This is a genomic window from Amycolatopsis thermalba (assembly GCF_003385215.1).
Taxonomy (GTDB): domain Bacteria; phylum Actinomycetota; class Actinomycetes; order Mycobacteriales; family Pseudonocardiaceae; genus Amycolatopsis_E; species Amycolatopsis_E thermalba.
Genome location: NZ_PQHW01000087.1, coordinates 1 through 21940, shown reverse-complemented (window position 1 = coordinate 21940; position 21940 = coordinate 1). Strand labels below are relative to the sequence as shown.

Below are 21940 nucleotides of genomic sequence, written 5' to 3'. Positions count from 1 at the left end.
AGCCGAGACTGGGTCACACGGCGTGAGAACCGGTTTCGATCCGGGTGCGGATCGCCCAGCGGGCGGCGGGGATCGTGCCCAGCCCGGCGGCGAGGAACACCGCGGCGAGCACGAACCAGCCGGGCCGGCCCCAGGTGCCGACCAGCAGCGTCATCAGCGCGGGGCTGAGCATCTGCGCGGCCGCCTGGGCGGTGGCGGCCGCGCCCTGGTAGCGGCCGGTCGCGCCGGGCGGGGTGAGGTCGAGCGTGAGCGCCCACTTCGCGGCGATGAACCACAGCTCGCCGGCCAGGTGGGCGGCCGTGGCGAGCAGCACCAGCCCGGCAGCCAGGGCACCGCCACCCCCGCCGGTCGCCGCGAACAGCAGGCAGGCCAGCGCCAGCGCGCCGCCCGACCAGGCCGCCCGCGCGGCGCCGTGCCGGGCACCGGTGCAGCCGCGGCTCGCCACGACCTGCAGGAGCGCCACGCCGAGCGAGTTGACGATCACGACCACGCCGGCGAGCCCGGCAGGCAGGTGCGTGTTCCGGACCAGCCACAGCGGGAGCGCGGTCGAGACCAGACCCCAGCACAGGGACAGCAGGCCGGTCGTGGAGACCACCGCGAGGAACGCGGGATCGGCGAACAGGGTGCGCGGCTTGCTCGCGCGTGCGACCGGCCGCACCGCGGGCACCCGGGCGAGCAGGGCGGCGTAGATCAGCGAGGTGACCGCGTCGACGGTGATCAGGACGTGGAACGCGGCCGGGCTGCCCAGCGTCAGGCAGGCGGCCCCGGCCGCGGCGCCCACGGTGTAGCCGAGGTGGCTGGCCACCCGCTGCCGGGCCAGGTGCGCCACCCGGGTCGCCTCGTCGGCCAGCTGCGCGACGTAGGCGGTGCGGACACCGGCGGTGGCGCGTTCGGCCGTCGTGTTGACCACCGCGACGGCCAGGAACACCGCGACGTGCTGGGCGAACACGAACGCGGCCATCGACACGCCCTCGATCGCGATCAGGGCGATCAGCAGCTCCCGCGGCCCGATCCGGTCCGCGAGCGCGCCGACCGGAGTCGCCGCGAGCAGGCCCGCGCCGCCGGCGAGCATCAGCCCGAGGCCGACGACCGGGGCGGGCAGCCCGGCGACGGTCGTGAAGTAGACCGCCCACGTCGTGTACCAGGCGCCGCCGCCCGCGGTGGTGACCAGCACGCCGAGGGCCAGCACCCGGAACGGGCCGGGCGGCGGGATCTGCTCCTGCCAGTAGCGTCGTAGCATCACATAGACCTATCACGTATCCGTGAAACGTGAAAGTCGATGGTAGGCTGTGGGGGTGACCTCCCTCGGATGGACGAGCGCGGAACAGCCGGTGGTGGCGACGGTGACCGGGCTGGCGCGCGAGCTGGCGGACCCGATCCGGCTGACCGTGCTGCAGCTGCTCGCGCACGAGGGGCCGCACGGCATGACCCAGCTGGCGGACATCCTCGGCGTGACGCCGGCGCGGCTGGGCAACCACCTGGCGAAGCTGCGCCAGGCCGGGCTGGTGGTCACCTCGCAGAGCGGGCGGCACGTCACGTACCGCCTGAAGGACCCGTCGATCACCGCGGTGCTGGACGCGCTGGCCGACTACGCGGGCGGTGCGCTCCCCGTGCCCGGCCCGGCGGCGCCGCCGGAGCGGCTGTGCTACGACCACGCGGCGGGGCGGCTCGGGGTGGCCGTGCTGGACCACCTGCTGGCCGCGGACGCGCTGCGCCGCCGGGCCGACACCGACGAGCTGGAGCTGGGCCCGCGGGCGGCGCAGGTGCTGGACCGCCTGGGGATCGACGCGGCCGAGCTGGCCGGAAGCCGCCGCAAGACGGCGACGAGCTGCCTGGACCGGACGCTGCGCCGGCCGCACCTGGGCGGCGCGCTGGGGCAGGCGATCCTGGCGCGGCTCCGCGCGGAGAAGCTGGTGGAGATCGACCAGGACGGCCGGACGCTCACCCTCCGCCCCGGCGCCCCCGAGCGGCTGGCCGGGCTGCTCCCGGGCCTGACCTTGGAGCGGTGAGGCCGCCGGTCCACACGGACAGGTCCGCCTCCCGGCTCCCGCGGGGCGGCACCGGAATACTGGACCCAGACCCGGGGTTGACCGGGTGCGAGCCGGACTACTCGGTGAGAGGTGATGCGAGATGCGGACGTTCGTGCTGGCCGGCGGGTGCTTCTGGTGCCTGGACGCGGTCTACCGGACGCTGCGCGGGGTGCAGGACGTGGTGTCCGGCTACACCGGTGGCGAGACGGCACAGCCGACGTACGAGCAGGTGTGCACCGGGCGCACCGGGCACGCGGAGGCGGTCGCGGTGACGTTCGACGAGACGGTCATCCCGGCCGAGGCCATCCTCGACGTCTTCTTCACCCTGCACGACCCGCGGCAGCTCAACCGCCAGGGCGCCGACGTCGGCACGCAGTACCGCTCGGCGATGTTCCCCGCCGACGACCAGCAGCGCGCCGAGTTCGAGGCCGCGATCAAGCGCGCCGGCGACTGGTGGGACGGCGAGATCGTCACGACGATGGAGCCGCTGGGCGAGTTCCACCGGGCCGAGGAGTACCACCAGGACTTCTTCGCGAAGAACCCCGGCCAGGGCTACTGCCTCGCGGTCGCGCTGCCGAAGGTGAACAAGGTGCGCCAGTCCTTCGCGCAGTACGTGATCTGACCTCAGCGCTCGACGAACGCGGCGAGCTTGGCCAGCGCCATCCGGGTCCCGGTCTCGTTGTCCGCGGGGGCGACCGAGGCCGGGATCCCGTCGTGCCGGATCACGACCTCGGTGCCGTCGTCGGCGTCGGCCAGGGTGGTCGTCATCGTCATCGCGCCCCGGGACGCCGGGTCGGGGCTCTCGAACTCGATGACCTCGACCACGCGCCGCCCGGGTTCGAGCGCGGCGAAGTGGCCGGTGTAGGTGTCGGTGCGGGCGCCGGACTTGCCTTGGCGGCCGGGGTCGTCGTAGATCAGCGAGACCCGGAACCGCCCGCCTTCCCGCGGCTCGAACTCGTGCACCCGGGCGGTCATCCCGTCCGGGACCCGCCAAGTGGCGATCGCCGCGGCGTCGACCAGGGCACGGTAGACCTCGGCGCGCGGTGCACGCACGAAGCCGGAAACGCTCGTCGATGTCACGGCAACACCTTGGCGCGACGGCCCGCTGGTGTCCAGCCGCTGCCCGCGTTCGCCCCGGTGCCGCGGAGGGCACCGCACCTAGCGGCCGGCGAAGACGGTCTTGCGCCGCTCGAGGAACGACCGGATGCCTTCCTTCCGTCGGCCGTGGCGAACAGGCGCGTGACTGGTCGATGGCGGCCGGGTCGCCGTAGTCGCGGGCGCGGTGTGCCGACTCGCGCACGGCGCGGACGCCGAGAGGTGCGGCGGCGGCGATGCCGCGGCGGACCTCGAGCTGGGAGAAGCGGGCGTCGCGGCTCGCGACCCGGATGCCGGCGGCAAGGAGCAGCTCGATGCCGAGCGTGAGCACCCACCCCTGCGCAGCGACCGCCGGGGTGGTCGAGTTCCCGTCCAGGCGCCACGGATCGCGGCCGCCGTCCGGGGAGAGCCCGGTGCCCGCCTGGATCGCCCGGCCGACGTCGGCCAGGTCCAGCCCGGCGGTGAAGTGCTCGCCGCGCGCGAACAGCACACCACAGCGCAGGCCATCGTCCGACTCGAGCAGGGCGTAGGCACGGGAGGGGTCATGCAGCATCGCGAGGTCGAACGCGCCGTGGCCGGCGACCACAGCCACCGGCGCCAGGCCGCGCACCTTGTCGAGGGCCCGCAGCCACGCGTCGATGCCGCCGCCGAGCCCGCCGTCGGCGGGGTACTGGTGCACATTTTCGTGGGCGACGTCGCCGGCCGTGACCAGCCCGAGGTCGGGCACGTGCAGCACGGTGGAGTCGCTGTGACCGGCCTCGACCGGGATGAGCGGATGTCCTTCCAGCACCAGAGCTTCGGAGGGCGCGGCTGGGCGATCACCCGGTAATCGGGTATCTGGCCGATCACAGCTGCGGCTCTCCCGTGGGGAGCGTGCCGGTGGTGGGAATGGGCTCGGACACGAAAAGTGGATCGACCTGCTCGCGGATCCTTGACGCGCGCGTAGGTGTTGACCCGCGGTGCGGGCGGGCGGACGATGGCCTCTCCCGAGTCTGTGAAGGAGCGGGACATGACTTTCGTTCAGGTCATCGAGTACAAGACCACGCAGCCGGAACGCATGAGCGACATGCTGGACCGCTGGCTGGCCGAGACGCAGGGCAAGCGGACGGCCACCCACGCGGTCCTGATGAGCGACCGGGAACACCCGGGCACCTACATGGAGTTCGTCGAGTTCCCGTCCTATGAGGACGCCATGCGCAACTCGTCGCTGCCGGAGACCGACCGGTTCGCGAAGGAGATGATGCAGCTGTGCGAGGGCGAACCGGTGTTCCACAACCTGGACGTGGTACGGGACGAACGCCTCTGACCGACCGGTGCGCGAACCGTCCTACGCGGACCGCCAACGCCAGCCCGCCCGGCGCAGCGTCTCCGCGCGGGCCAGCACGCTCTCCATCCGCGCCGCGGCCTCGGCCTTGTCCCAGTAGCGGTCGGCGGCCGTCGTCTGGGCGTCGTGCTTGCGGTAGAGCACGCTGGGCTCCGCGATGAACTCCCCCGGCGCCACCGCCTCGGCCGCCAGCAGCAGCCCGACGGTCTCCGCACCGGTCAGCGCCGGCCACCCGCCCAGGGCGCGGACCAGGTCCGTGTGCGCGGCGAACGTGTTGGCCTGCACGGACAACCGGTCGCTGGCCTGTTCGGCGTAGAACCGGCCGGGCGCCACCGGTCCGGCGGGCGGGTCGTAGGGGCCGGGCCGCGTCGAACCGTCCGGCAGCAGGTCGACACACGCCGACGTGCACCACGCCACCCGGCCCAGCGCCTCGATGTCGCGGGCCAGGGCGCCGGGCAGCAGGACGTCGTCGGCGTCCAGGGTGCGCACCACCGAGCCGGTCGCGCGCGCGAGCGCCATCGTCCGGGCCACCGCCGCACGGCCGGGCAACCCGGACCCGGGCAGCACCCGGTCGTCGGGCGGCAGGGCGTCGAGCACGCCGCTGTCGCCGTCCTCCTGCAGGCACCACTCCCACTCCCAGCCGGACGGGAGCACCTGGTCCCGCAGCGAGGCGTAGGCCTGCCGCAGGAAGTGGTGCCCCCCGCGGTGGACGGCCGTGATCACGCTGACCTTCGGCAACGAATCCCCCAGATCGAGACGATGTCCGCCCATCAAACCAGGTCCCGGCCGGCGCGTCGGCTACCCGGCCGTCCCGCTCGGGGTCAACGCACGTCAGGGCGCCCCCCGGTCGTCGGCGCGCCCCTCGCGGGAACCGGCAACTTCTCCGGCGACATCCCGACGCTGACGCTGCGCACCGACGACATCATCTGCGACGCCGAGGCGGCGTCCGGCCCGCCCGGCTACCTGTGGCAGCCGCGACGGCCCCTGGCCCCGGCGAACGCCAGAACCTCACGGTGCATGCGAGAAATACCCGTCAGCTTCGGCCGATCACACATGGTCGGCCAGGAAGTCGGTCATCTCTTGGACCACGGCCGAGACGGAGGGGCGACACGCCTCCGTCGTGAGAAAGGCGTGCGACAAGCCGTCCGCAACGGTGAACTGGTGCTCTATCGAAGCATCCTTCAGGCGGGCCGCCAGAAGTTCCGATTGCGGCCGGTACACGGAATCGTCGGAACCGACGACGAGGTAGGTCGGCGGCAGGACGTGCGCCGAACGAATCGGGCTGACCCGGGGATCTCGCAGCCTCTCGGTGGTCACGTCGACATAGGAGGCCAGACGGGTGGCGGCGCGATCATCCGCGGCACTCCCGATCAGGTATTCGAGGTCGAACACACCGTATGCGAACGCCGCGGCGGATATTTTCAGGTCACTCCGAGCCGACGCGAGTTGCGCGGCAACGGCGGCACCAAGATTGGCGCCCGCCGAATCGCCGGCGATGACGAGGCGTCGAGGGTCTGCGTGGTAACTCGATGCGACCTGCGCGACCCAGTGCACAGCGTACGTACAGTCCTCGAAAGCCGCCGGAAAGGGATACTGTGGACACAGCCGGTAGTCCACTCCAGCGACCAGGAATCCCGCTTGCGCGAAACGAAGGGTGACGTTCCGGTAGTCCCGCGAGCAACCACTGCTGAACCCACCACCGTGGAGGTACAACAGGACGGGGTGCGGTCCGCGCCCGGCGGGCTCGATGACCTCACCGGTGACTTTGACGCCGTCGACCTCGCGGATCAGCGTATTCTCCCGTATTGCGTCGAGGCCGGGGATTGATTCAGCAGTGGTGACAGCCTGCGGAGCGGGAGCGAGCATGGCGACCTCCGGGCGAGACACGTCATCCTACGGGCCGTTTCATCTGCTGGACCAGCGGCCTCAACCAGTAGAATTTAGACGTGCACATGCGTCGTCGCAACCCGCGCTCCAGCGGGCGCCGCGCAGTCGGAGCTCAGTGTCACAGGTCCATCACAGCGGCGGTCGGCGGCCAGGGCTCCCGTCCCTCGCCACTCGTCGGCTCACTTCGGTTCGATCAGATGATCGAGCAGCTCGGACACCCCGCACTGAGGCGACGTGGCGACCAGTTCGAGTGCGCGCGAGAAACTGACGCCGAGTCGAACCGCGAGGTCGGTACCGACGAGCTGGGAGTTGTAGCGGATCCCCGGCGACAGCGACCCGTCCGGGTTCATGTTCACGTTGAAGTTGAGCCCACTGGTCGCCGCGAACCGTCTTCCGTCACCAGTGAGCGACCACGCGCTCAGCGGAAACGGACGAACCCGGAAAGTAGGATCATCCGCCGGAGGCGGCATCGCCTGCCGCCCGTCTTGGTGCGCCTTCATGACGTTGACGGTCACGTCGAAGATGGTGGCCTGGTCCGCTCCCAGGGAACGCTCGACCAAGCCGAGCGGGACCTGAAGGTGCGAAGCTCTGGCCACTTCGCGGCGAGCGAGCCCCACCGCCTCGCCCACTGTCGCTCCGGCCCGCAACTCGCAAGGCAGGGTCACGTAGTTGAACACCGGCCCGACAAGGGGCAGCAGTTCGGGCCGCGCTCGGTTCGCCGAGACGAATCCGATCAGGATCGCGCCGCCGAGATACGGGTAAAGGGTCGCCGACACCGCGGTAAGAACCGACGAGGCGAGAATCCAATCGCTGCCACTGAACGCCCGATAGAGCTGAGAAACCGCGTCCGGCCGGACCGCGGGAGCCGGCTGTGGCACCATCTCGAAGCCGTCGTCGGCCCAGTTCGGCAAGCGTTGCTGCTTGACGCCGCAGGACCGAAGCGCCTCGAAGTACCGTTCGTCGAAGTCGTCCGCCGAAAGGGCGCGTTCCCAGCTGGCGTAGTCGCCGAACTGAATCTCCATGGGCGGCAGCGTTGCGTCGCAGGCCGCGGTCAGGCTTCTGCAGATCCGTTCGAAGTCCCGCGCCACGATGGCGGTGGACCACGCGTCGGCCAGCACGTGGTGCAGGGTCAGCACCACGACATGCCGTCGCTCCGCGAGCTTCACGACACCCGCCCTCCACGGCGAGCCGGCCGACAGGGAAAACCCGGCCTGCCAGTGTGGCGCGGCGAGGTGCAGCAGCTCGTCCCACGGCGAACCGGATCGCGACAGGTCTGCAGACCAGAAGGTGACGTCAGCAGCGTTGCGCACCACCTGGCACACCTGATCGTCGCGAGCGGCGAAAGATGTTCGCAGTATCTCGTGCCGATCGGCGAGAAGATGAAGTGTGCGTACGAGCACATCCGGATCGGCACAACCGGTCACCTCGATGATCAGGGGAAGGTTGTGGCTGGACTGGATGGACCGGTGCGCCCGGTACCAGGACTCCTGCAGGTACGACGCCGGACAACGGATTTCCGGATCGTCGGTCATCGAAACCCCCGGGTCGGAGTTCGTGTGCGTCGAGAGATTCGCCGTCACTGCGAGCAGGCGAGCTCGTCGAGGCAAGTCAGAAGCCTTCGTCCGGCCGCGCGTGCGACGTCATCCGGGACCGCCGCTGTGTTCACGATCAGCGATACGCCGAGTCCCCCGCCGGCGGGGAAGTCGAACTGGAAGTTCAACGCGCCCATCAGGCCCGCTCCGTTGGGGAGCCGGATTCGTCGGCCGTCCATTCTGAGAGTCAGCTCGTCGAACAGGACCGATACCTCGCCGGCGTTGCCCGATGGATGACGTTGGTAGTCCCTGCAGTTGACGGTCACGTCGACAAGGTGGTGGTTGACGTCCGTCAGCCTTTCGTTGCTCAGTGAATGGATGGCACTGAGCGTGATCTGCCGGTCATAAGCTTCCGATACTTCACGGTCGAAGCGGCCGATGAGTTCGCTCCATGTCAGGTCCGGCGCGGTCGCCAGTCTCAGGGGCAGCGTGTCCTCGATTTCCCCGACAGTTCGGCGCAGCTCCGGCAGGTGCCTGTTCGCGGTCACGAAGCCGACGCGCAGGGAGTCGCGCGCGAGTTCGGTCACCGACCTGACGGTGGCAGCACCCAGCAGACGCGGTAGCGTCGTACCCCGGTTCCGCGCCTGTCCGCCCAGCTTTCCCGCGACCCGGCTGTCGATGTCGGCTACCGAGAAGACCTGGAACATCCCGCCGGTGACACGGTGGCTGTCGTCGAGCCGCAGGCCGTCCTGATCCAACGCGAGCCGGCGGTACCAGCGTTCGACATCGCGTGCGACCGTGGTCTCCCTCTCCCACACGGCGTAGTCCGCCGGCTGGATTTCGACCGGTGCGAGACGGGCCGGGCGGTTCTCGGCACGCGATCGGTAAAGCTCGGTGAGGTCGTGAATCAGCAACCCGCGCGACCACCCGTCGCACACCGCGTGATGCAACGCGATCACGACGTATTCGCGTGCCTTCGTGTCGTGGTACAGCGCGATCCGGACGAGGGGGCCACCATCGAGGCGGAAAGGTTCGAGAACTGCGCGCGACAGCGTTTCGTCTCGCTCGCCCTCGATCGGGTGCTCGACGAAATCCAGTCGCGGCGTGCGCGATTCGTCGACTACCTGGACCACCGCGCGTTCCTGCCGGCGAAAACTGGTCCGCAGGGCCTCGTGCCGATGACCAAGACATCGGACAGCGTCGTCGAGCGTCGCCCTGTTGAGCACCTCCCGCGCTTCGAGCACGATCCCGTTGTTGAAATCGGACCACCCGCCGTTGGTCGTCCGGAAGTACCACTCCTGCCGGAACGTGGCTGGGAAGCAGAATCCGGGAGATGCCTCTGTGCGCATGGTTCAGGACTCGCTCGCGGGTTCGTTCCCGAGCGCCGGCGAGGTCGGCCCGGCATCCCGGACTCGCCGGCGCACCGGTCTGATCCGGCCGGCGCCGGCGTTCTCGATCAACGGCGCTTTCTCGACCATCGCCGTGAAATCGTGGACGTTCGCCGCATCGAACACGTCTCGTTGCGTGATGCGCCGGTGCAGGTCGGTGCGGATCCGGCTGACCAGTTCGATGGCCGCCAGAGAGCCGCCGCCGAGATCGGTGAAGCCGGCGCGGTCGTCGGCGACCTGGTCTCCGAGGGCCACCTGCCAGAGCGCGCGCACCCGTCCGGCGAGGTCTGCCTGCTCCGTTGCAGCGCCGGCAGCCACCGATGCGGCGAGGCTGTCCCTCAACTTCGCTTTGACGATCTTGCCCATGGGGTTTCGCGGGAACTCCTCGACCACCACGATGTGGCGCGGCGTCTTGGGGTGGCCGAGCCTGTCTCGCACGTGTTCGCGCAGGGCGCTGAGCGATACGTCACCACTCGTGCGGACAGCGGCGGCGACGAGCTCGCCGAGCAGGGGATGGGGAATCCCGACGACAGCAACCTCGGAGATCCCGTCGAACTCGATGATCACCTTCTCCAGCTCGATCGTGGAGATGTTCATCCCGCCGGAAATGATCAGGTCGGCGCTGCGGTCCACGAGGTACAGGTAGCCGTCCTCGTCGACGTGCCCGATGTCACCGGTACGCACCCACCCGTCTCGCTTGAAGACATCCGTGGCACCTGCCGGAGGATCGAGGTATCTCCGCTGAGGTGCCCCTGGGGACCGGAGTTCGATGAACCCGTCGACCCCGGCAGGCTGCTCGGCCCCGTCGGCGTCGGTGATCCGCACCTGGCCGGTCGTCCGGCTGCGGCCGACGGAGTCGGGATGGCTGACGTCGTACCTGGTCCTGATCCGGGCAGGCCAGGACTCGGTGGTCGTGTACATGTTGGCTATCTCGGCACCGTGGAACACGTCCTGCAACCGACGCAATGTCGCCGGAGCGATGGGGGCGCTCATCGTGCGCACTGCTCGCACCGAGGAGAAGTCGAACTCGTGGGTCCGCGAGTAGTCGATCAGTGACAGGGCCAGTGTCGGAACTATTACGACATCGGTCGCTCCGTACTCCGCGATCGCGGACAGGAACGTTTCGTCGTCGAATTCCGGCATCGCGACGACCCGGTGCGGCCTCGCATCCAACGGTTGCAGCAGGAGCCCCTGCCCGGCGAGAGCCCCCGGCGGCAGGGCGTGGATCACTGTTTTGCACTCGCTGGTGTTCGCTGTTTCCGCATGCGTGAAAAGCAAGTTCTCGTGCGTGGCGACGATGCCCTTCGGAGCGCCGGTCGTGCCCGAGCTGAAGATTATTTCGGCGTCGTCGGCGGGGCCGACTTCGATCGCCGGCCCATCGCTCATCGTGGCCGGCGGCACACCACCGAAGCTCAGAATCCGCTCCGCCTCGATCCCGTCGGCGCGCTCGGTGACGACCGCGGCCGCATTCGACGATTTCACAACCGCGTTGAGGTGCCGTCGGCCGAGCTTTTCGATCACCGGGACAGCGACGGCGCCCGCTTTTTGAACAGCTACGTACGCTGTCGCGTATCCGATCCAGTCGGACGGACTGCAGGGCAGGACGACTCGGTCACCGCGCCTGATGCCGTGACTCACGAGGTGTTGTGCCGCCGAGCGGGATCTCTGATCCCATTCGGCGAACGTCAACGATCCCTGACCGGGGACCAGGAGGGCGATCTCGTCCGGACGATCTGCCGCGCGTGCTGCCAGCCGGGCCGGCACGGTCTTCGGTCCAGGCGCGAATTGCTCCGTGTGGCGGTACATTGTTTTCCTGTTCCAGGAAGATGTGTCCCAACAGGGCTGGGTCACCAAGCTAGCGAGGCCGGGTGGGCCTCGGTCATCCGTACCGCGCACGGTCTTGTCCGCTACGCGCATTCAGGCAGTCCAGTCACGTACTCCGGGCCCCGCGAGGGCGTCCGGCCACCTGTGGCAGAACCGCCACGGCAACTACGACTTCAACTTCGGCGTCTACTCCGACGACGCGAGCGGACAGTGGCTCAACGGGGTGTACCTCCTCTGACCGCGGCCGCTCCGGGGCCCGGCGTGCACATCGCCCACGCTGGGGCCAGGAGTGTTCCCTCCTGCCCGGGGGTTGTGAGCGCTGCGGTGGCCTCGCGGCTTTCCCGGGCCAACGCCGCGGGTGTGGTTCCGGCCAAGGCCGCGATGTCGCGGTGCAGGTGGGACTGGTCGGTGTAGCCGCTCTCGGCCGCGACCCGGGCCGGGTCCTGGCCCTCGGCGAGGCGGTGGGCGGCGTGGTCGAAGCGGACCAGTTTCGCGGCGCGTTTCGGTGGCAGGCCGATCTGCGCGTGGAACCGGGACCACAAGCGTTTGCGGCTCCACCCGAGCTCGGCCGCCAGCCGGTCGACCCGGACCTGACCGCGGCCGGCCACCATCCGCCGCCACGCCCAGGCGACCTCCGGCTCGACCGGCGCCCCGGCCTCGTGCCGGCGCGCCAGCCAGCCGCCGATCACCGCGAAGCGGTCCTGCCACGCCGCGGTGGCGCTGAGCCGCTCACCGAGCCGGGCCGCGTCCCGGCCCCACAGGTCGTCCAGGGCGACGATCCCGCCCGCCAGATCCGCCGGGTCGAAGCCCAGGACGGCGCGGGCGGCCAACGGGGACAGCCGGACGTGCACGCACTCGATGTTCGCGCCCCGCACCCACACCGCGCCGCCGAAACCGAGACCGACGGCCAGGCTCCCTCGGCGCCGGACGCCCGTCGCGTCGTCCACGATGACCGGTTCGGCGCCGAAGTCCACGCTTAGGGTCACCACCGCGTGCGGCACCAGCCGGTGCTCGGCGCCACTCGCGCCGCGCCGGAAACCGGCGATGGTGACACCGGCGACGACGCCGGGCCGCGCCGGGCGCGTGACCTCCCACACCGCCGCATCGTCACCTCGCCCCACGTGCCCATCCTAGGGCGTGTCTGGTAATGCCTTTGTCCAGGTGATGGTGTCGTGGATGAGGATGGCGGCGCGGTAGAGGGTGGCGAGTTCGTCGTAGGGGGTGGCGGTGCCGCGCCATTGTTTGAGCTGGTCGAAGCTGCGTTCGATGACGTTGCGGCCGCGGTAGTCCTGGGCGTCGAAGACGGGCACCGCGTCCGCCGCGGGACCCGCGGCGGACGCGGTGCCCGATCTGGTCGGCGGGTTCCGGTATGACGGCGCGGATTCCGCGGCGGCGCAGGTGGTTGCCGATGGCGCGGGAGGAGTAGGCCTTGTCGCCGCGCACTCGGTCGGGCCGGGTGCGGGGGCGGCCGATGGCATGGTCAGGCGGCTCGATCCCGGGTGTCGTGTAGTTCGATCCAGCCCCCTGCGTGGTGGGTGATATCGGTGGCGTGCTAATGAGCACCGGCGATCGTGAAACCCACCGAGACCGCCCAGCCGATCAGCCCGGCCGCCTCCGCCGCGGCCAGCAGCCGGGCCAGCACCACATCCCACCTGCCCTCTCGGGCCAGGCGGCGGTGCCAGGTCCAGATCGTCTGCCAAGGCCCAAACACCACCGGCACATCCCGCCACGCAACCCCCCGATACCGGAAGATGACCCCCTCCACCATCGCCCGCGCACCCGAAAACGGCCAACCAGGCCTACCCGTCCGCACCGGCAACAAGCCCTCGATCAACTCCCACTGCCCATCCGACAGCAACTCACACCGCGACACAACCAGCACCATCCCAGCCACAACCTTGCCAGACACGCCCTAGGCGAGCCGGGGAGGGGAACATTCGTCCAAGCCACCGGGGCGCGCGGGCGGCGAGGGTGTGCCCATGACCCGTCACGACCATCCCGCGGCCGACCACCTGTCCGTGCGCCAGGACGGCCCACCCGGCCGGCCCGCGCTCCTGCTCGTCCACGGCTCGGGCGCATCGAGCCGGTCGTGGGCGCCGCTGGTTCCACTGCTGACCGCGTCCCACCGCGTCATCCGGGTGGACCTGCCCGGCCACGGCCGTTCAGCCCCCTCGCCCGATCCCGGCTACGAGATCCCGGAGCAGGGCCGCCGGGTCGGTGAGGCACTGGACCGGCTCGGCGTGGAGCACGCCGTCGTCGCCGGCCATTCCGCCGGCGGCGCGGTCGCCACCGCCCTCGCCGAGCTGCGGCCCGGCCTGGTGACCGCGCTCGCGCTCGTCAACACCGGCCCGCGGACGAGCGATCTCATCGCGGCGGAACCCGCCATCAGCGCGGAACAGTGGGCGCACCTGACCGACGACCGGATCCGGCAGGCCCTGAGTCCCGCCTTCCACGCGGGTTTCGAGATCCCGCAACAGCTCGTGGACGACGCGCGCGCGGTCAACCACGACGCGTTGCGCCGGACGATGCGCGCCTCCCTCGCCTACCTGGAGCAGCAGCCGCTGCCGGACCGGCTGGCCGCGCTCGGCAAGCCGCTCCTGGTGCTCTTCGGCGCGGAAGACCGGCGGTGGCGGCCGTCGTCCGCGGCGCGGTACCGCGCCGTTCCCGGTGCCACCGTCGAGATGCTGCCGGGGCTCGGGCACTCACCCATCCTCGAAGACCCGCCGCGGACCGCCGCGGCCCTGCTGGCCTTCACCGCCCGGATCAGCCGAACCGACGCCCGCTCGTCGCCCGCCAGCGGTAAGGAGGCTCGATGACCACCGCCCCGGTGGAGGCCGCACCGGCCGGTCTCGGGCGGCTGCTGCGGCCGCACCTCCCCGCCTTCGCCGCCGTGGTGGTGCTGCAGGTCGCCGGCGCGCTGGCGGGCCTCGCGCCGCTGCTGGCGGTCGCCGAACTCGGCCGTGCCCTGCTCGCGCCGGGGCCCGCCGACAGCGGTCGCGTGTGGACGGTCGTCCTCGCGGGCGCGGGCGGCCTGCTCGTCCGGCTGCTGTGCACCGCCGCCTCCTCGGGGATCGCGCACGTGCTGGATGGCCGGGTGCAGCTGTCCTTCCGCCGTCACCTCGCCGCGCGGCTCGGCCGGGCGCCGATCGCCTGGTTCGCCCGCCGCCGCACCGGTGAGCTGGCCAAGGTGGTCGGCGACGACGTCAGCGCCGTGCACCCGTTCCTCGCCCACACCCCGGGCGAGCTCGTCTCCGCGTTCGTCGTGCCGCTGGTGTCGCTGGTCTACCTGGTCTCGATCGACTGGCGGCTCACGCTGATCACCCTGATCCCGGTGGTGCTGGCGGTGGCGATGGTCCCGCTCATGACGACCACCGCCCGGCAGCGTGAACAGCGGGAGTTCGACGCCGCCATGGGCCGCATCGCGAGTTCCGTCGTCGAGTTCGTGCGCGGCATCGCGGTGGTCAAGGCGTTCGGCGGGTCCGAGCGCGCCCACCGCACGTTCCGCACCGCCACCGACGACTTCGTCGCCACCTTCCTCCGCTGGGTGCGTGGCATGTCCGGGATCGCCGCGGCGATGCAGCTCGCCCTGTCGCCGCCGTTCGTGCTGGTGGTCGTGCTCGTCGGCGGCGCGGCCCTGATCACCTCGGGCAGCCTGGCCCCGGCCGACCTGCTGCCCTTCCTGCTGCTCGGGCTGGGCCTGACCGCCCCGGTCGCCGCGCTGGGCCACGGGTTCGACGACCTGCAGGCCGCCGGGCGCGCGGTCGGCCGGATCCGGGAGGTCCTCGCGGTGCCGCCGCTGCCGGAACCCACACACCCCGTCGCACCGCGGGGACACCGGGTGGAACTGCGTGACGTCCGGTTCTCCCACGTCGAGGGCCACGAGGTGCTGCACGGCATCGATCTGGTGCTCGAACCGGGCACGGTCACCGCGCTGGTCGGCCCGTCGGGCAGCGGCAAGTCCACTGTGGTCCGGTTGCTGCCGCGGTTCGCCGACCCGGACTCCGGCTCGGTCACGCTCGGCGGCGTGGACCTGCGCGAGATCGGCAGCGACCGGCTCCACCGGATGGTGTCGTTCGTCTTCCAGGAGACGTCCCTGCTGCGGGCCTCCGTCGCGGACAACATCGCGCTCGCGGTGCCGCGGGCCGATCGTGCGGATGTCGTCCGCGCCGCGCGGCTGGCGAACATCCACGACCGGATCCTGGAACTCCCGCGCGGCTACGACACGGTTCTCGGCGAGGAAGCCGGGCTGTCCGGCGGCGAAGCACAGCGCATCGCGATCGCCCGCGCGCTGCTCGCCGGCGCGCCCGTCCTGGTGCTCGACGAGGCCACCGCCTTCGCCGATCCGCGGACCGAACACGCGGTGCGCCGCGCGCTGGCGACGCTGAAGGGCGACCGCACGATCCTGGTGATCGCCCACCGGCTGGAGACGATCGCCGGCGCCGACACCGTGGTGATGCTGGAGAACGGGTCGATCACCGAGCACGGCAAGCCCGCCGAACTGCTGGCGCACAACGGGAAGTTCGCCGCGTTCTGGCGGGCCCGGGGAGAGGAACCACGATGATCGCCACGCTGTTGCGCGTGCTGGGCCGCGACTACGCCCGCCCGGTGCGGCGCACCGTCGCCCTGATGACCGTCACCGCGATCGCCGAGGGCTTGTCCTACGCCCTGCTGGTGCCGGTGCTGCGGGCGCTCTTCGGCGGCACACCCGGGGAGGTCTGGCCGTGGCTGGCCGGGTTCGGCGCCGCGGTGGCGGTCTACGCGGTGCTGCGCTACGCCGGCGACCTCGCCGGTTTCCGGGTCGGGAGCACGTTGCTGCGCGGCATGTACCACCGGCTCGGCGACCACCTGGCCCGGTTGCCGCTCGGCTGGTACGGCGCCGGGCGGGTCGGCGAGGTGTCCGTGCTGGCCAGTCGCGGCGTGCTGCAGGCGATGAGCGTGATCGCGCACCTGCTGGCCCCGTTCGTCTCGGCCTGCGTGACTCCCCTGACGGTCGTCGCCGTGATGCTCGCGTTCGACTGGTGGCTGGGGCTGGCCGCGCTGGCCGCCGCGCCGCTGGTGGTGGCGATCCAGGTCTGGTCGGGACGCGCGATGGCCGCCGCGGACGCGGAACGCCACGAACGCGACCAGCAGGCCACCGCGCGGGTGATCGAGTTCCTGCAGGCGCAGCCGGTGCTGCGGGCGGGCGGCCGGACCGCCGAACGGTTCCGCTTGCTGGACGACTCGCTGCGGGACGTGCAGCGCGCGTCGCGCCGGTCCACGCTGTCGGCGCTGCCCGCCGCGGTGGGCCTGACGCTGGTGGTGCAGGCGATGTTCACCGGAGTGCTGGTCCTGGGCGCCGCCCTCGCGCTCGGCGCGCGCATCGGCGCGGCGGAGGTCTTGTCGATCCTCGTGCTGGCGGCGCGGTGCGCGGATCCGCTGCTGTCGCTGGCCGAAACCGGGGGCAAGCTGCGCGCCGCACGCGCCGAACTGGCCCGGCTCGACGCGGTGCTGCGCACCGAGCCGCTGCCGGAACCGGCCGACCCGGTCGTGCCGGAGCGCCACGACCTGGAGTTCGACGCGGTCACCTTCCGGCACGGCGACCGGACGGTGGTCGACGGTGTGTCACTGTCCGTTCGGGAGGGGCAGCGGCTCGCGGTGGTCGGCCCCTCGGGCGCGGGGAAGAGCACGTTGCTGCAGCTGATCGCGCGGTTCCACGACGTGGACGCGGGCGCGGTGCGCGTCGGCGGCGTGGACGTGCGGGCGATGGCGGCCGCGGAGCTGATGTCCCGGATCGCGATCGTGTTCCAGGACGTGTACCTGTTCGACGGCACGATCGAGGAGAACGTGCGCCTGGGCCGTCCGGACGCGACCGCGGCGGAGGTCCGCGCGGCGGCGACGGCGGCCCGGCTGGACGAGGTGGTCGAGCGCCTGCCCGGGGGCTGGTCGGCGACCGTCGGGGAAGGTGGTGCCCTGCTGTCCGGCGGCGAGCGCCAGCGGGTGTCGATCGCCCGCGCGTTGTTGAAGGACGCCCCGGTCGTGCTGCTGGACGAGGTGACCTCCGCGCTGGACCCGGTGAACGAAACCGCGGTGCAGGACGGCATCGAGCGGCTGATGGCCGGCCGCACGGTGGTGATGGTGGCGCACCGGCTGCGCACGGTCCGGCGCGCCGACCGCATCGTCGTCCTGGAGCACGGCCGGATCACCGAAGACGGCACCCACGAGGACCTCCTCCGGCGCGGCGGCCGCTACGCGGGGTTCTGGGACCTGTCCCTGGAGCCGGCGCACGACTGAGGTGGGCGCCCGCCGGGGCGGGCGCCCCTCCCTCAGTCCACCTTCTCCACCGGTGCGCGGCCGTTCCCGGCCGGGCCCGCCTCGTTCGCCGGGGCGACCTGCAGGCAGAAGTCGCCGTCGTAGTGGCGGTTGCCGGTCAGCACGGCCTGCTCCACGATCTCCGCGCTCTTCTCCTCCCGCCGGATCATCGGGTCGCTGCGCAGGTCCTTCGCGAGCGCCACGCACAGCACCACCATCACCAGCGCGAACGGCGCCGCCGCGATGATCGTCAGGTTCTGCAGCCCGGTCAGCGCCTCGTCACCGCCGCCGCCGACCAGCAGCATCACCGCCGTCGCGGCGCCGGTCGCCACGCCCCAGAACACCACCAGCCAGCGCTTCGGTTCGATCGCGCCGCGTTGCGACAGCGATCCCATCACCAGCGACGCGGCGTCCGCGCCGGACACGAAGAAGATCGCCACCAGCACCATCACCACGACACTCGCCACGGCGGCCAGCGGCAACTGGTCCAGCACCCCGAACATCTGCGACTGCGCGCTGCCCGCGCTCGCCAGATCGGTGCCGCCGCGCTGCAGCGTGATCGCGGTACCGCCCATGATGCTGAACCACGCCAGGCTCACCACGGACGGAACGAGGATCACGCCGACCACGAACTGCTTGATCGTGCGGCCGCGGCTGATCCGCGCGATGAACATGCCCACGAACGGCGTCCACGAGATCCACCACGCCCAGTAGAAGATCGTCCACGAGGACAGCCAGCTCTCCATGTTCTCGCCGCCGGACGCGCCCGACCGCGAGATCATCTCGCCCATCTCGCGGAAGTAGTCGCCGATCGTCGAGGGCACCAGGTTGAGGATGAAGATCGTCGGCCCGACCACGAAGACGAACACGGCGAGCACGGCCGCCAGCACCATGTTGATGTTGGACAGCCACTGGATGCCCTTCGCGACCCCGGACACGGCGGAGGCCACGAACGCCACCGTCAGCACCGCGATCACGCCGATGAGCAGGCCGGTGCCCGGGTTGTCCGACAGCCAGCCGCGCTGCACCAGCCCGCTGCCGATCTGCAGCGCGCCCAGCCCGAGCGACGCGGCCGACCCGAACAGCGTCGCGAAGATCGCCAGGATGTCGATGAGCCTGCCCAGCGGGCCCTCGCTCACCCGCTCCCCGAACAACGGCGCGAACGCCGAACTGATCAGCTGCTTGCGGCCGCGCCGGAAGGTGCCGTAGGCGATGGCCAGCCCGACGACCGCGTACATCGACCACGGGTGGATGGCCCAGTGGAACAGCGAGGTGGCCATCGCGGTCTCCACGGCGGCGTCGGTGCTGCCCTCGACCGTGCCCGGCGGCGGTTCCACGAAGTGCGACAGCGGTTCGGCGACCCCGTAGAACATCAGCCCGATGCCCATGCCGGCGCTGAACATCATCGCGATCCACGAGATCGTGCGGAACTCCGGCCGCTCGCCGTCGTGCCCGAGCGGGATCTTGCCGTACCGGCTGAACGCCAGCCAGATCGCGAACAGGACGAACCCGGTCGCGGCGAGCAGGAACGCCCAGCCGGTGTTGCGGATCAGCCAGTCCAGCACGCCGGCCGAGACGCTGGAGAGGCTGTCGGTGGCGAACACCCCCCAGGCCAGGAATCCCGCCGCGACCACCGCCGCGACGACGAACACCACGCGATCCATCCCGCCGCGAGCCCTGGGTTCCGGCCGGGTCGCTGCTTGCTCACCGGGCACGACGCTCACCGCCTCTTGCTCGAGTTGGTTGTCCGGTTGCCCCCCCTGCGCTCTGCGAGATGGTCACCGCGTCACCGCCCGCCGGCCAGTGTCCGCTCGACCCACTGGTGGAATTCGCCGATGTGGTGTTCGGACGGGACGAGGACCCCGCCCTGGGCGTAGGCCCGCGAGGACATCGCGGGCTGGCAACGCTCGCAGGCGTCGAAGTCCTGCTGGTTCACGCGGTGGAACAGCTCGACCGAGTGTGACACGTCGCGGCCGGATTCCACCACTTCCCGGGCGTAGAGCCAGTCGCATTCCACGATCGTGCGGTCGGCGGCCATCGGGAACATCCGGTGGATGATCACGTGGTCGGGCACGAGGTTGACGAACACCTGCGGCCGGATCGTGATCGCGTAGTACCGGCGGTCCTGGTGCTCGTCCACCCCGCCGAGCCGGTCGAACCCGGCGCTGCCGTCCACGGTGAACCCGCTGACCTCCTCGCCGAACTCGGCGCCGTGGCCGACGTAGTACTGCGCGGCGTACCCGTCGGCGAACTCCGGCAGCACCTCGGTCAGCTCGGGGTGGATCGTCGCGCAGTGGTAGCACTCCATGAAGTTCTCGATGATGAGCTTCCAGTTGGCCTTGACGTCGTAGGTGATGCGCCGCCCCAGGGCCAGGTCCTCGATGCCGTAGTTGCCGATCGCGTCGAGCTGCCCGAGCCGGCCGGCCACGTCCGCCTGCACCGTCTCCTCGAACGAGGGTGGCTCCGGCGCCAGGCACAGCCACGCGTAGCCGAGCCACTCCCGCAGGTGCACCGGCTTGAGGCCGTACTCGGTGCGGTCGATGTCCGGCATCGAGGTCAGGTTCGGCGCCGCGACGAGCTTGCCGTCCAGGCCGTAGGTCCACGCGTGGTAGGGGCACTGGAAGTTCCGCTTGACCGTGCCGGACTCCTCCACGCACAGGCGCGCGCCGCGGTGGCGGCAGATGTTGAGGAAGGCCCGCAGGGCGCCGTCCCGCGACCGGGTCACCAGCACGCTCTCGCGGCCGACCTGGACGGTGCGGAAGTCGCCGGGTTTCGGCAGGTCGGCGCTGCGGACCGCGCAGAACCACATCTGCTCGAAGATCTTCTCCTGCTCCAGCGCGAAGATCGTCTCGTCGGTGTAGGTGATCCCGGCGAGCGTGGGGATCAGGCTCGACGGGAGCCCGGGCTGGTCGGTGGCCGGCGCGGCGGTGGTGTTCTCGGTCAACGAACGCTCCGTGGTGGTGTGAGTGACCGGGGACTAGTTGTTGCTTCTTGCGCAACACCTGCGCGATATGCAACTGCGATGCGGACCACAGTGCGGCTTGCCCGCCGGTTCTGTCAAGACCTGAACCGGCGATGGCGAGGAGTTTGCGAACCCGAAACACGAACCGGGAAATGCCTGCCGGACAAGGAACTCACGAGTAACAACGGGTTCGCCGGAATCGGCTCTTGACCCCGCCGGACACCGGCCGTAGCGTGGCCGCCAGTTGATATATCAGTCGGCGAACAGAGGTATGAGACAGGGAGGCAGCATGTCGGTGGCCATCGGCCGCGCTGGCGCACTCAGCCCCCAGCGCGTGCTCGGGCGTTCCCTGCCGGAGACCGACCCGGAGGTGCACGCGGCGATCGGGCGCGAGCTCGCCCGGCAGCGGGACACCCTGGAGATGATCGCGAGCGAGAACTTCGCGCCGCTGGCGGTGATGCAGGCGCAGGGGTCGGTGCTGACCAACAAGTACGCCGAGGGCTACGCCGGCCGCCGCTACTACGGCGGCTGCGAGCACGTCGACGAGATCGAGACGCTGGCGATCGACCGGCTCAAGGCGCTCTTCGGCGCCGAGTACGCCAACGTGCAGCCGCACTCCGGCGCGCAGGCCAACGCCGCCGCGATGGCCGCGCTGCTGGAACCCGGGGACACGATCCTCGGCCTGGACCTCGCGCACGGCGGGCATCTGACGCACGGGATGAAGCTCAACTTCTCCGGCCGCCTCTACGATGTGGCCGCCTACCACGTGCGCGCCGGGGACCACCGCGTCGACCTGGACGAGGTCGAGCGGCTGGCCCGGGAGCGCAGGCCGAAGCTGATCGTGGCCGGCTGGTCGGCCTACCCGCGGCACCTGGACTTCGCCGCGTTCCGCCGGATCGCCGACGAGGTCGGCGCGTACCTGATGGTCGACATGGCGCACTTCGCCGGCCTGGTCGCGGCGGGCCTGCACCCCTCCCCCGTGCCGCACGCGCACGTCGTCACCTCGACCACGCACAAGACCCTCGGCGGCCCGCGCGGCGGCGTGATCCTGGCCGAGCGGGCACTGGCGAAGAAGCTCAACAGCAGCGTGTTCCCCGGCCAGCAGGGCGGGCCGCTGGAGCACGTGATCGCCGGCAAGGCGGTGGCGTTCAAGCTGGCCGCCGAGCCGGAGTTCCGGGAGCGCCAGGAACGCACCCTGCGCGGCGCGAAGATCCTCGCCGAGCGCTTGCTGCGCGAGGACACGATCGGGGTGCTGACCGGCGGCACCGACGTGCACCTGGTGCTGGCCGACCTGCGGGAGTCCGAACTGGACGGCAAGCAGGCCGAGGACCGGCTGCACGAGGTCGGCATCACCGTCAACCGCAACGCGGTCCCGTTCGACCCGCGTCCGCCGATGATCAGTTCCGGCCTGCGGTTCGGCACGCCCGCGCTGGCCGCCCGCAGGTTCGGCGACGACGACTTCGCCGAGGTCGCCGACATCGCCGCGCTGGCCCTGCGGCCGGACGCCTCCGCCGCCGACCTGGACAAGCTCTCCGCCCGCGTCGCCGACCTCACCGCCCGCCACCCCCTCTACCCGGAGCTGACGGCATGACCCCCACCCAGCCGCCGGG

Annotated in this window: 19 protein-coding genes and 1 pseudogene; 7 read left to right on the top strand and 13 right to left on the bottom strand. The window is 71.1% G+C overall.

Annotated elements, in window-relative coordinates; translation table 11 throughout:
• Nucleotides 1-13: 13 nt before the first annotated feature.
• A complete protein-coding gene (locus tag D0D15_RS27200) occupies nucleotides 14-1240 on the bottom strand; it encodes an MFS transporter (protein ID WP_115944846.1) in 1227 nt (408 codons plus the stop codon).
• Nucleotides 1241-1295: 55 nt separating this feature from the next.
• Here D0D15_RS27200 and D0D15_RS27195 point away from each other — a divergent pair, with 55 nt between their 5' ends.
• Both D0D15_RS27195 and msrA read left to right on the top strand, forming a co-directional pair.
• Nucleotides 1296-2009, top strand: coding sequence for an ArsR/SmtB family transcription factor (locus tag D0D15_RS27195; protein WP_158224474.1), 714 nt, complete (start codon nucleotides 1296-1298; stop codon nucleotides 2007-2009).
• 121 nt (nucleotides 2010-2130) lie between these two features.
• The gene (gene msrA / locus D0D15_RS27190) at nucleotides 2131-2652 is read left to right on the top strand and encodes a peptide-methionine (S)-S-oxide reductase MsrA (RefSeq protein ID WP_094008174.1); all 522 of its coding nucleotides are present in this window, start codon (nucleotides 2131-2133) and stop codon (nucleotides 2650-2652) included.
• A gap of 2 nt (nucleotides 2653-2654) precedes the next feature.
• Here the strand turns inward: msrA and D0D15_RS27185 are convergent, their stop codons facing one another.
• Together D0D15_RS27185 and D0D15_RS37930 are read right to left on the bottom strand one after the other, a co-directional pair.
• Nucleotides 2655-3110 carry an SRPBCC domain-containing protein gene (locus D0D15_RS27185; RefSeq protein WP_094008175.1) on the bottom strand — a complete coding sequence of 152 codons (456 nt, stop codon included), beginning with the start codon at nucleotides 3108-3110 and terminating at the stop codon, nucleotides 2655-2657.
• A gap of 274 nt (nucleotides 3111-3384) precedes the next feature.
• Nucleotides 3385-3678 (bottom strand): annotated as a pseudogene (locus tag D0D15_RS37930) (Clp protease/crotonase-like domain-containing protein); the annotation flags it as partial.
• Nucleotides 3679-4134: 456 nt separating this feature from the next.
• On the opposite strand from D0D15_RS37930, the gene D0D15_RS27175 reads away from it, so the two are divergent.
• A complete protein-coding gene (locus D0D15_RS27175; protein ID WP_094008176.1) occupies nucleotides 4135-4431 on the top strand; it encodes a hypothetical protein in 297 nt (98 codons plus the stop codon).
• A 21-nt stretch (nucleotides 4432-4452) separates the two neighbouring features.
• On the opposite strand, the gene D0D15_RS27170 is transcribed toward D0D15_RS27175, so the two are convergent.
• From D0D15_RS27170 to D0D15_RS37270, 8 genes are all read right to left on the bottom strand, one after another.
• Nucleotides 4453-5220, bottom strand: coding sequence for a glycosyltransferase family protein (locus tag D0D15_RS27170; protein ID WP_198958355.1), 768 nt, complete (start codon nucleotides 5218-5220; stop codon nucleotides 4453-4455).
• A 276-nt stretch (nucleotides 5221-5496) separates the two neighbouring features.
• Nucleotides 5497-6315: an alpha/beta hydrolase gene (locus D0D15_RS27160; protein ID WP_094008178.1), complete on the bottom strand. Its 819-nt coding sequence runs from the start codon at nucleotides 6313-6315 to the stop codon at nucleotides 5497-5499.
• A gap of 200 nt (nucleotides 6316-6515) precedes the next feature.
• Nucleotides 6516-7868 carry a condensation domain-containing protein gene (locus D0D15_RS27155; RefSeq protein WP_143266241.1) on the bottom strand — a complete coding sequence of 451 codons (1353 nt, stop codon included), beginning with the start codon at nucleotides 7866-7868 and terminating at the stop codon, nucleotides 6516-6518.
• A 44-nt stretch (nucleotides 7869-7912) separates the two neighbouring features.
• Complete coding sequence (locus tag D0D15_RS27150; protein WP_094008180.1) at nucleotides 7913-9217, bottom strand: condensation domain-containing protein; 1305 nt, start codon at nucleotides 9215-9217, stop codon at nucleotides 7913-7915.
• A gap of 3 nt (nucleotides 9218-9220) precedes the next feature.
• Nucleotides 9221-11062 (bottom strand): AMP-binding protein, encoded by a 1842-nt coding sequence (locus tag D0D15_RS27145; RefSeq protein WP_158224475.1) that lies wholly within the window; start codon nucleotides 11060-11062, stop codon nucleotides 9221-9223.
• A 233-nt stretch (nucleotides 11063-11295) separates the two neighbouring features.
• Nucleotides 11296-12201 carry a helix-turn-helix domain-containing protein gene (locus D0D15_RS27135; protein WP_198958356.1) on the bottom strand — a complete coding sequence of 302 codons (906 nt, stop codon included), beginning with the start codon at nucleotides 12199-12201 and terminating at the stop codon, nucleotides 11296-11298.
• A 9-nt stretch (nucleotides 12202-12210) separates the two neighbouring features.
• Nucleotides 12211-12390, bottom strand: coding sequence for a transposase (locus D0D15_RS37275; RefSeq protein ID WP_233157475.1), 180 nt, complete (start codon nucleotides 12388-12390; stop codon nucleotides 12211-12213).
• A gap of 242 nt (nucleotides 12391-12632) precedes the next feature.
• Nucleotides 12633-12965 carry a transposase gene (locus D0D15_RS37270; protein ID WP_275897114.1) on the bottom strand — a complete coding sequence of 111 codons (333 nt, stop codon included), beginning with the start codon at nucleotides 12963-12965 and terminating at the stop codon, nucleotides 12633-12635.
• Nucleotides 12966-13059: 94 nt separating this feature from the next.
• Between D0D15_RS37270 and D0D15_RS27125 the strand changes: the two genes are divergently transcribed.
• Genes D0D15_RS27125 through D0D15_RS27115 form a run of 3 tightly spaced genes read left to right on the top strand, consistent with a single transcriptional unit; the run spans nucleotide 13060 to nucleotide 17350 of the window.
• Entirely contained in the window at nucleotides 13060-13896 is an 837-nt protein-coding gene (locus D0D15_RS27125) for an alpha/beta fold hydrolase (protein WP_094008183.1), read from the top strand.
• Nucleotides 13893-15641 carry an ABC transporter ATP-binding protein gene (locus D0D15_RS27120; RefSeq protein WP_094008184.1) on the top strand — a complete coding sequence of 583 codons (1749 nt, stop codon included), beginning with the start codon at nucleotides 13893-13895 and terminating at the stop codon, nucleotides 15639-15641. Before D0D15_RS27125 ends, D0D15_RS27120 begins: the two co-directional genes overlap by 4 nt.
• Entirely contained in the window at nucleotides 15638-17350 is a 1713-nt protein-coding gene (locus D0D15_RS27115) for an ABC transporter ATP-binding protein (protein WP_094008185.1), read from the top strand. The genes D0D15_RS27120 and D0D15_RS27115 overlap by 4 nt, the downstream gene beginning before the upstream one ends.
• Before the next feature lie 32 nt (nucleotides 17351-17382).
• On the opposite strand, the gene D0D15_RS27110 is transcribed toward D0D15_RS27115, so the two are convergent.
• A complete protein-coding gene (locus tag D0D15_RS27110; RefSeq protein WP_115944844.1) occupies nucleotides 17383-19032 on the bottom strand; it encodes a BCCT family transporter in 1650 nt (549 codons plus the stop codon).
• A 122-nt stretch (nucleotides 19033-19154) separates the two neighbouring features.
• A complete protein-coding gene (locus D0D15_RS27105; RefSeq protein WP_094008187.1) occupies nucleotides 19155-20312 on the bottom strand; it encodes an aromatic ring-hydroxylating oxygenase subunit alpha in 1158 nt (385 codons plus the stop codon).
• 307 nt (nucleotides 20313-20619) lie between these two features.
• On the opposite strand from D0D15_RS27105, the gene glyA reads away from it, so the two are divergent.
• Nucleotides 20620-21921 carry a serine hydroxymethyltransferase gene (gene glyA, locus D0D15_RS27100; RefSeq protein ID WP_115944843.1) on the top strand — a complete coding sequence of 434 codons (1302 nt, stop codon included), beginning with the start codon at nucleotides 20620-20622 and terminating at the stop codon, nucleotides 21919-21921.
• The last annotated feature ends 19 nt before the right edge of the window (nucleotides 21922-21940 follow it).

Coding starts and splice junctions, on each gene's coding strand:
- D0D15_RS27200 (WP_115944846.1), bottom strand. CDS start 1,240: ATGCTACGACGCTACTGGCAGGAGCAGATCCCGCCGCCCGGCCCGTTC.
- msrA (WP_094008174.1), top strand. CDS start 2,131: ATGCGGACGTTCGTGCTGGCCGGCGGGTGCTTCTGGTGCCTGGACGCG.
- D0D15_RS27175 (WP_094008176.1), top strand. CDS start 4,135: ATGACTTTCGTTCAGGTCATCGAGTACAAGACCACGCAGCCGGAACGC.
- D0D15_RS27170 (WP_198958355.1), bottom strand. CDS start 5,220: ATGGGCGGACATCGTCTCGATCTGGGGGATTCGTTGCCGAAGGTCAGC.
- D0D15_RS27160 (WP_094008178.1), bottom strand. CDS start 6,315: ATGCTCGCTCCCGCTCCGCAGGCTGTCACCACTGCTGAATCAATCCCC.
- D0D15_RS27155 (WP_143266241.1), bottom strand. CDS start 7,868: ATGACCGACGATCCGGAAATCCGTTGTCCGGCGTCGTACCTGCAGGAG.
- D0D15_RS27150 (WP_094008180.1), bottom strand. CDS start 9,217: ATGCGCACAGAGGCATCTCCCGGATTCTGCTTCCCAGCCACGTTCCGG.
- D0D15_RS27145 (WP_158224475.1), bottom strand. CDS start 11,062: ATGTACCGCCACACGGAGCAATTCGCGCCTGGACCGAAGACCGTGCCG.
- D0D15_RS37270 (WP_275897114.1), bottom strand. CDS start 12,965: ATGGTGCTGGTTGTGTCGCGGTGTGAGTTGCTGTCGGATGGGCAGTGG.
- D0D15_RS27125 (WP_094008183.1), top strand. CDS start 13,060: ATGACCCGTCACGACCATCCCGCGGCCGACCACCTGTCCGTGCGCCAG.
- D0D15_RS27120 (WP_094008184.1), top strand. CDS start 13,893: ATGACCACCGCCCCGGTGGAGGCCGCACCGGCCGGTCTCGGGCGGCTG.
- D0D15_RS27115 (WP_094008185.1), top strand. CDS start 15,638: ATGATCGCCACGCTGTTGCGCGTGCTGGGCCGCGACTACGCCCGCCCG.
- D0D15_RS27110 (WP_115944844.1), bottom strand. CDS start 19,032: ATGGATCGCGTGGTGTTCGTCGTCGCGGCGGTGGTCGCGGCGGGATTC.
- glyA (WP_115944843.1), top strand. CDS start 20,620: ATGTCGGTGGCCATCGGCCGCGCTGGCGCACTCAGCCCCCAGCGCGTG.